The following is a 1,638-nucleotide window of genomic DNA, read 5'->3' on the forward strand; positions in this document are numbered from 1 at the left end:
TTCTTACCTTTAGTCAAGGGTATGCCGTTAACTTCTTTTACTTTTTATTATTAGGTGGAGGTGGAAGGGGGACCCCTTCCACCTCCACCTGATTTTTCATACCACAAAAAGACCTTACGATTTCCTTTTTTTCGAAAGGTCAATGTGCTATAGTTAGAGCCATCTAAGTTACGATCTTTGAGCTGGTAGTGCGGACTCATAATCGTACAATATGCCGTGTGTAATAAGCTGAAACGTCACTTTCAGAAACTTATTTATACACGCCACCACTGCAACCTTATGAGGCTTACTCTGAGGTTGCTTTTTTAATTTGTAATAATAGTCCACTATGTGATTTGGTTTACCTTTTCCCATAAGCATCGAACAAATCATAAAGTATAAAATCTTCCGCAGCTTCTTATTCCCTCGTTTATTTATACGATCCCGGTATTGCATATTGCCGGATTGATAACGCATGATATCGATGCCAGCGAAGGCATTCAGTTGTTTGGCGTTTTTAAAACGGCGAATATCACCCAGTTCGCCAATCAGCCGACACGCTGTGGAATCTCCGATTCCCGGAAATGAACGTAAGACCTTATATTCTTTTCTCTCCTCTGAGATAGCCACCATTTGTTTTACGAGTTGGTCCTTTTTCTCCTTCAAATCCGCAATACGTCGAGCATAATCTCTTACCTGATCACAACGAATGTCCGAAGGATCAATCGCTGGATAGGAATTTTCGGCAGCGCACAATAAGACAACGGCCTTCTTCTCTGCGCGTTCTAAAGATAAATTCTTTCTGGTGTTCTTTTTCAAACGATTTCTGATGGTGGTTTTTGAATGTGCCCGTAAAAGTGCCGGGTGGGGATAGAGCTGTACAAAATTTAAAAATAACGCGGAACTGGGTGTAATCAGTTGTTCCAATTCCGGAAACGATAGATGTAAAATCGCATGCATTCGACTGCGTAATAGGATCATCTCTTCATCTATCTCATCATAGTAACGTGTAATCGCCCGCATCTGTTCATAATAATTATCCTGTTGGTATGTCACTTCACGAGCCATGTTAAAGTGGGTTTTTGCAAGTTCATGAGCATCACTGATATCTGTTTTATGACGACGCATCTTAGCCATTTGTAAATTCGCTTCAAGTGGATTCATACGACAGTATGTATGGCCTTTAGTCGCCAGGAACTTTTCCAGTGGTTTTGAGTAAATACCTGTTGCTTCAAACACAATTTCGGGAGCTTGTTTATCCAGTGCTGTCATTTTTTCAATGCTTTGATGGAGCCGCTCAAAATCGATACGAGTATGTTTTAATTCCCCTTCAAATTCACATTGTTTATACCTGTCATAAATAGCGAATGTACTTTTCCCTTTACTGACATCAAGTGCGATGACATGCTTCAAACGAACCTTCTCCTTTTTAGCCAATCATAGAAGTCTTCACAATGCCTTATTGATTCCATTTTCTTATACACGATCTCTTGGACCCAACATACTAAACTGATTCAAATAAGGGTGTGAAGTTGGCCGGTTTTACATACGGACTCTAATCATGGTCCCAGAGGCTGGTCGGCCTTTCTTCACTTCTACTATAAAAAAATAGTAGCACAGACCATGGCCTTGGTCTGTGCTACTAATGTTAGTATGTTT

Annotated in this window: 1 protein-coding gene; it reads right to left on the reverse strand. The window is 40.4% G+C overall.

All coding sequences use genetic code 11. The features are described from left to right. Positions 1 to 168: 168 nt before the first annotated feature. Positions 169 to 1,392, reverse strand: a complete 1,224-nt coding sequence (locus tag FGB90_RS19375) for an IS110 family RNA-guided transposase (RefSeq protein WP_138812495.1) — start codon at positions 1,390 to 1,392, stop codon at positions 169 to 171. Positions 1,393 to 1,638 lie beyond the last annotated feature (246 nt).

Source organism: Alteribacter natronophilus, assembly GCF_006007885.1.
Taxonomy (GTDB): domain Bacteria; phylum Bacillota; class Bacilli; order Bacillales; family Salisediminibacteriaceae; genus Alteribacter; species Alteribacter natronophilus.